The organism is Streptomyces sp. NPDC058662 (assembly GCF_042716255.1).
Taxonomy (GTDB): Bacteria; Actinomycetota; Actinomycetes; order Streptomycetales; family Streptomycetaceae; genus Streptomyces.
The window spans coordinates 69,100-75,350 of the sequence record NZ_JBHXRU010000023.1 but is presented as its reverse complement, the minus strand read 5'-3'; the positions used below and the strand labels follow the sequence as shown (position 1 = coordinate 75,350).

Here is a 6,251-nt window from a genome sequence, read left to right as displayed (position 1 = left end):
GCGCGCGACCGGCCCCCGGCCCGCCGGACGCCCCGGAGAGCGGGGGCGGGCGCGCGGGCCGCGGCGGCGACCGCGGGCCCCGGACGCGCGCCGGGGCGTGCGCGCTCCCGACGGATCGGACTGCAGTACGAGCGCTCCATCGGGAGCGGGAAGCACCCCCGCCAACTTCTCGAACTGGCCGTCCGGGGCGGGAGGGTGCGGTCTAGCGTGGGTATCCGGTGATCAACACCGGGCCCCGGGAACGCTGGGGGCCGGGCCCCACGTACCGAGGACGAAGATGTCCGGACTCCGCGCAGCCCGTCACTCCCCGTCGAAACACGCCGTAGCCGGTCCGGGCCGGCAGTTAATCCCCCAGCTGATCCGCGCCGCCGTCCTGCCCACGCTCGCCGCCGGGCTCAGCGGCGCGGCGGCGGTGATCTTCACCCTCCAGCTCGGCGGCGGAGCCGGCGACCGGGACGCCCGCCTGTGGCCGGTGCTCACCGGCTGCGCCCTGCTCGTCGTCGGCGCGCTGGCCGCCGCCCTGCTCGGGGCCCAACGCGCCGGCAAGGCCGTCCGGGACCGGTGCGAGGCACTGCGCCGCTCCAGCGCCCGTGGCCGGCACGAGCTGCGTACGGTCGCCGACCGCCTGGAGCGCGGCGAGCTGCCGCCCAGGCCGGTGCGCGGCGGTCCGGGCCGCCCGCCGCCCGGCGCCGACCCGGCCGGGGTGGACGAGTTCTGGCTGCTCTCCCAGGAACTGCGCGGCGCCCGCGAGCACGCGCAGGACACCCTCGTACGGCTGGCCGGGCCGGTGCCCCCGTCCGACAGCGAGCGCAAGGTGGAGGTCTTCGTCAACCTGGCGCGCCGGCTCCAGTCCCTCGTGCACCGGGAGATCTCGCTGCTCGACGACCTGGAGGACTCGGTCGAGGACCCGGACCTGCTCAAGGAGCTCTTCCACGTCGACCACCTGGCCACCCGCATCCGCCGCCACGCCGAGAACCTCGCCGTGCTCGGCGGCGCGGCCTCGCGCCGCCAGTGGACCCGGCCGATCGAGCTGAGCGAGGTGCTCCGCTCCTCGGTCGCCGAGGTCGAGCAGTACACGCGGGTCAAGGTCGTGCCCCCGGCGGGCGGCAGCGTCCGCGGCCACGCCGTCGCCGATGTCGTGCACCTGCTCGCCGAACTGGTCGAGAACGCCACGGTGTTCTCCGCTCCCGACACCGACGTGGTGCTGCGCGCCGAACGGGTCACCGCCGGGATCGCGGTCGAGGTGGAGGACCGGGGGCTCGGCATGCCGCCCCAGGAGCAGCACCGGATGAACGCCCTGCTCGGCGACCCCGACCAGATCAGTGTCCGGCACCTGCTCGCCGACGGGCGGATCGGCCTGTTCGTGGTCTCGGCGCTGGCCCGGCGCCACGGGATCGCGGTCGAGCTCAAGTCCAACATCTACGGCGGCGTGCTCGCCGTCCTCGTCCTGCCGCAGGAGCTGCTGGGCGCGGAGGCGCCGAGCGCCGCCGACGCGGCCGGCGGATCCCGGGCCACCGCCTGGGGGACCGGGGAGGGACCGGGGGCGCCGCCCCTGGAGCCCGTACGGAGCATCCCGCCCCGCGGCGGGCCCCCCGACCCGGTGCGGCCCGAGCCCTTCGAGCCGGCCGGACCCTTCACGCCCGCCGCGCCGGCCGTGCCCGTGCCGCCGGCCCCGCCCGCCGCGCCCTTCGTACCGGCCCCGCCGGCCGCGCCTTTCACGCCCGCCGCGCCGGCCGTGCCCGTGCCGCCGGCCCGGTACGCGGAGGATGCCGTCGAGGCCGTGGTGTCGCCCCGGACGGCTCCGGACGCGGTGGGCACGACCGGTGTCCCCGCGTGGGCGCCGCTGCCCGTACCGGCCGCCCGTACGGACGAGGACCGGCCGCCGCTGCCCCGGCGGCGGGCCCAGGAGCACGTCGCACCCCAGCTTCGGGAAGCGCCGGCCCCCCGGCGCACCGGCGACGACCAACCCCTGCACGACCCCGGCCTGATGGCCGCCTTCCAGCGGGGCTTCGGCCTCGCCCAGTCGGAGAACCAGGCATGACCCCCACCCCTCACCCCGGCAAGGAGCGCACCCCCATGGGCGGCGAAGTGGCGACGAAGACCGGAGGCCGGCTCTCGGACCTCGACTGGCTGCTCAGCGGACTGGTGCAGCGCGTGCCGTACACGCGCAGCGCCGTGCTCCTCACCGCCGACGGGCTCGTCACCTGTGTGCACGGCCTCGATCCGGACGGCGCCGACCACATGGCGGCGATGGCCTCGGGGCTGTACTCCCTGGGACGCAGCGCGGGCGCCCGGTTCGCCGACGGAGCCGAGGTCCGGCAGGTGGTGGTCGAGCTCGCCACGGCGCTCGTCTTCGTGTCGGCGGCCGGGTCCGGAACCTGCCTGGCTGTGCTGGCCGACCGGGAGGCCGACGCCGGGGTCCTTGGCTATGAGATGGCGATGCTGGTCAAGAGCGTACGTCCGTACCTGGCGGTACCGCCGCGGCGCCCCGTCGCCGACGCGCAGCGGTGAGGACCCGCGGAGCGGGGGCGTACGCGAGGGAGACCTCCTACGGGACCGGTTCCGGGCGCGGGGCGCGGGCCGGTAGCGGGGGCGGTGTCTCGCAGGGGCGGTCGACCGGACGGGACACCCCGTGGCTCGACGACTCGGCGGGCCGCGTCATGCGCCCGTACACCGCCAGTGGCGGCCGGACCCGGCCCGCCGTCGCGCTGGACCTCCTCTCCCTGGTGACGGCGACCGGGGTGCGGCCGCGTGTCCCGCTCGGGACCGAGCACACCCTGGCGCTCCGGATGTGCGCGGGCGCCGCGGCGGTCACCGTCGCGGAGGTGGCCGGACAGCTGCGGCTGCCGGCGGTCGTGGCGAAGGTGCTGCTCTCCGACCTGGTGGAGTGCGGGGCCGTCGGCGCGCAGGCGCCCCGCTACCCGGGCGGCCCGTACGCCGCCGATGACCAGTCCCTGCTCAGGGCGGTGCTCGATGGCCTTCGCAAACGACTGTGACGCCGGAGTCCGGGCCTCGATCCCGGGCCCGGCCCGGACTACGGGCCCCGTGCCGGCCACCCTGAAGATCCTGGTGGCGGGGGGATTCGGAGCCGGCAAGACCACCTTCGTGGGCGCGGTGAGCGAGATCGCGCCGCTCAGTACGGAGGAGCTGCTGAGCGATCTCGGTGCGGCCGACGACCCGCTGGAGGGGGTGGAGGCCAAGTCCACGACGACCGTGGCCCTGGACTTCGGCCGGATCACGCTGGACGACCGGCACGTCCTCTACCTGTTCGGCACGCCCGGCCAGCACCGCTTCTGGTTCCTGTGGGAGGAGCTGTGCGCGGGTGCGCTCGGGGCGGTGGTGCTCGCCGACACCCGCCGCCTCGCCGACTGCTTCCCCGCCGTGGACTTCTTCGAGCGGCGCGGTATCGCCTTCATCGTCGCCGTCAACGAGTTCGACGGCGGTCACCGCTACGGGCCTGACGAGGTCCGCGAAGCGGTGGGGCTCGGCCCCGAGGTGCCCGTCGTACGGTGCGACGCGCGCCTGACGAGCTCCGGGACGGGGGCCCTCGCGGCCCTGGTCCGCCACCTGCTGTGCCTGCCCGGGTCCACTCCTCCCACGCGCAGCTCTTCGCTCAGTTCTTCGTCTCCGGAGTCGGGGGAACCGTCATGACGTACTACGAATCGACCGGGCACCTGCTGCTCACACCCGTGGACCGGGAGGCACCCGCGCGCGCCGTCCGGCTGCGCGAGCTGGGTCTGGGCGAGCGGGCGGACCCGGAGCTGGACGCTTTCGCACGGCGCGTGGCGGAGGTGCTCGCGGCGCCGTACACGGGGGTCAACTTCATCGGCGAGGAACGCCAGTTCTTCGCCGGCCTGCACCACGCCCCCGACGCCCCGCCGAGCGGATACCCCGCCCGGGTGCTGGCCCGCGACCACGGCTACTGCCCGCACGTGGTGGTGCGGCGCCGGGCGCTGGTGCTGCAGGACGTACGGGACTTCGCGCGCTTCGCGGGCAACGCGGTGGTCGACGGGAGCGGGGTCCGGTCCTATCTGGGCGCGCCGGTCACGGACCGGCGCGGGGTGGTGCTCGGCACGGTCTGCGGGGCGGACGTGGTGCCCAGGCGGTGGGGCACGGAGGGACTCGCCGCGGTCAAGGAGCTGGCGGCGGAGCTCGTGGACCTGCTGCACGCGAGGGAGGACCGGCGGAGCTGAGCGCCGCGCGGGCGCCCTTCGCACGGGACCGCATTCGACCGGACGCGGCGCACACGCCCGCACGCGACTGTCCGCGGCAGGGTCTACCGTCGTCGGACGGGGTGCACCGGTGACCGGAGAGGAGTCGCGGCCATGGCCGTGAACGCGGACGAGGTCCGTACGATCGCGCTGTCGCTCCCGGACAGCAGCGAGAAGCCCGCCTGGGGCATGCCCACCTTCCGGGTGGGCGGGAAGGTCTTCGCCGCGCTGGCGGACGACGACGCCTCGATCGGGGTGAAGTGCCCCAAGGAGGACCGGGCCGAACTGATCGCGGCGGAACCGGAGAAATTCTTCCTGCGCGAGGGCCATGACGACAACTACGCCTGGATCCGGGTCCGCCTGGACGCGGTGGACGCGGCGGAGCTGCGTTCGATTTTGACCGACTCGTGGCTGCTGGCGGCCCCGAAGCGCCTGGCCGCGGCCCACCCGGAGCTCGGGGGCCCGGCGGACTGAGGTCCGGGCCCGCAAGGTGCGCGCGACCGACCGGTGAAGTGCGGTATTGTTCTCCTGCGCGTTGAACCCGGGGAAAACCCCAGGTCAGCGGGTATCGGGACGTGGCGCAGCTTGGTAGCGCACTTGACTGGGGGTCAAGGGGTCGCAGGTTCAAATCCTGTCGTCCCGACTCGAAAGAGTCGCAGGTCAGAGGCCGTTTCAGAGCAATCTGGAGCGGCCTCTGATCATTTTTGGGGACCCGTTGGGGACCAGCGCGCTTGCCCGCGTCGGCGGGCGACGACGAGCGGTACGGGCAGCGACCGCGGGGCCCGCGGCACGCTCAGGTGGGCGGAGAGCGGCGCGGGCGGCGGTGGTCTTGTGCCGGAGGTCGTGTTGCCGCCGGTGCTCGTACCCGAGTGTGGTGACCACCTGGTCCCAGTGGGTCGCGTCGCGTAGGACCGCCCTGGTGATGCAGCCCCCGCGAGGGCCGGTGCACGTGCGACGAGCTGCTCATCGACAAGGCGTATCACGTGCCCGACCTGGTCGTACGCCCGGCGCAAGGGGCGCCCCGGCCTCGTGAGGCACGGCACCGGATGTCGCGGGCCCGGCCGACAGGATCGCCGCCGCGGGCGCTCGGCTCTGAGCAGTAGTCGTCTGTGACTTGTCGCCACGGGGCGGAGATGGCGCGAAGTGTCCGTGCTTCGGCAAGCTGATCTCCGAGGGAAACGGCCGGGCCGAGGGAAACGGCTGGGCCATCGAATCGACATCAGACAACGGGGGAGGGGTTCATTGTGGTCCGCAGCACAACTGTCGGACTTCCGCCGGCGTCCCACGTTCGTGGTGATTGCCCTCACCGGATTCGTGACCTGTGTGACACCGGACCGGGGCGATGCCGGCGCATCCTCCGAGACCGCCGCGTACGGAATGCCGATGACGGCATCCGGCACGGTCCTACGGCCTGATCAAGCCATCCGAGGGCACATCGCCTCCGGGCCGCCGACAACCGACCACGACCGCCGCCTTCGGGCGCGCGCGGTGTGAACGTCGTGCCCAGGCGCCACACCGTCCACGACCACGGGCACACCGCCCCGACATCGGCCGCCGCCCACGAGGCCCCGCGTGACGCCGATCCGTTCCGGCCGCGGCTCCGGCCCGTCCACCCGGCGGCCGCGCCGCGCGCGGTGCCCCTTTGAGCCGCCGAACCGCATCCCGCTCGTGGCGGGATGCCCGACATGCCCCACGGGGGTTTTGGAAAGCGATGTTCCTCAACAAACTCACCGTCATGCCACACGGCACGGAAGTCCTTTTGCCGGAAGGCGCCCCGCTCACGGACATCGAGTACGAGACGCCGCAGCACTTGATTCCCTTCGGATGCCGTTCGGGAGCCTGCGGAGCGTGCGTCATCGAAGTCATCGACGGCTTCCGCTCGCTCGGGGAAGCCGACCTCGACGAGACGGACTTCCTTGAGGACTTGGGCAGGACGGACGGCACCTACCGGCTCGCCTGCCAGTGTCGCTTGCTGGGCTCCGCGACGGTACGCGTCGTGGAGTAGTGAGAAGCGTGCCCCCGTCTTCCGGCCCCCCTTCC

Annotated in this window: 7 protein-coding genes and 1 tRNA gene; all 8 read left to right on the top strand. The window is 74.0% G+C overall.

Going from position 1 to position 6,251, the window contains the following annotated elements; all coding sequences use genetic code 11:
- Positions 1-277: 277 nt before the first annotated feature.
- The 8 genes from ACFWUQ_RS11665 (at position 278) to ACFWUQ_RS11630 (ending at position 6,216) form a co-directional block, all read left to right on the top strand.
- Complete coding sequence (locus ACFWUQ_RS11665) at positions 278-2,041, top strand: sensor histidine kinase (protein WP_384536188.1); 1,764 nt, start codon at positions 278-280, stop codon at positions 2,039-2,041.
- A gap of 35 nt (positions 2,042-2,076) precedes the next feature.
- Positions 2,077-2,511 (top strand): roadblock/LC7 domain-containing protein, encoded by a 435-nt coding sequence (locus ACFWUQ_RS11660; RefSeq protein WP_384536200.1) that lies wholly within the window; start codon positions 2,077-2,079, stop codon positions 2,509-2,511.
- Between the two features lie 149 nt (positions 2,512-2,660).
- Positions 2,661-2,996 (top strand): DUF742 domain-containing protein, encoded by a 336-nt coding sequence (locus tag ACFWUQ_RS11655; RefSeq protein ID WP_384536198.1) that lies wholly within the window; start codon positions 2,661-2,663, stop codon positions 2,994-2,996.
- A complete protein-coding gene (locus ACFWUQ_RS11650) occupies positions 2,974-3,651 on the top strand; it encodes an ATP/GTP-binding protein (protein ID WP_384536185.1) in 678 nt (225 codons plus the stop codon). The genes ACFWUQ_RS11655 and ACFWUQ_RS11650 overlap by 23 nt, the downstream gene beginning before the upstream one ends.
- Positions 3,648-4,193, top strand: a complete 546-nt coding sequence (locus ACFWUQ_RS11645; protein ID WP_384536183.1) for a GAF domain-containing protein — start codon at positions 3,648-3,650, stop codon at positions 4,191-4,193. The genes ACFWUQ_RS11650 and ACFWUQ_RS11645 overlap by 4 nt, the downstream gene beginning before the upstream one ends.
- Before the next feature lie 132 nt (positions 4,194-4,325).
- Positions 4,326-4,685, top strand: a complete 360-nt coding sequence (locus tag ACFWUQ_RS11640) for an MmcQ/YjbR family DNA-binding protein (RefSeq protein WP_384536180.1) — start codon at positions 4,326-4,328, stop codon at positions 4,683-4,685.
- Positions 4,686-4,780: 95 nt separating this feature from the next.
- Positions 4,781-4,854, top strand: a tRNA-Pro gene (locus ACFWUQ_RS11635).
- Positions 4,855-5,946: 1,092 nt separating this feature from the next.
- A complete protein-coding gene (locus ACFWUQ_RS11630; protein ID WP_384536178.1) occupies positions 5,947-6,216 on the top strand; it encodes a 2Fe-2S iron-sulfur cluster-binding protein in 270 nt (89 codons plus the stop codon).
- Positions 6,217-6,251 lie beyond the last annotated feature (35 nt).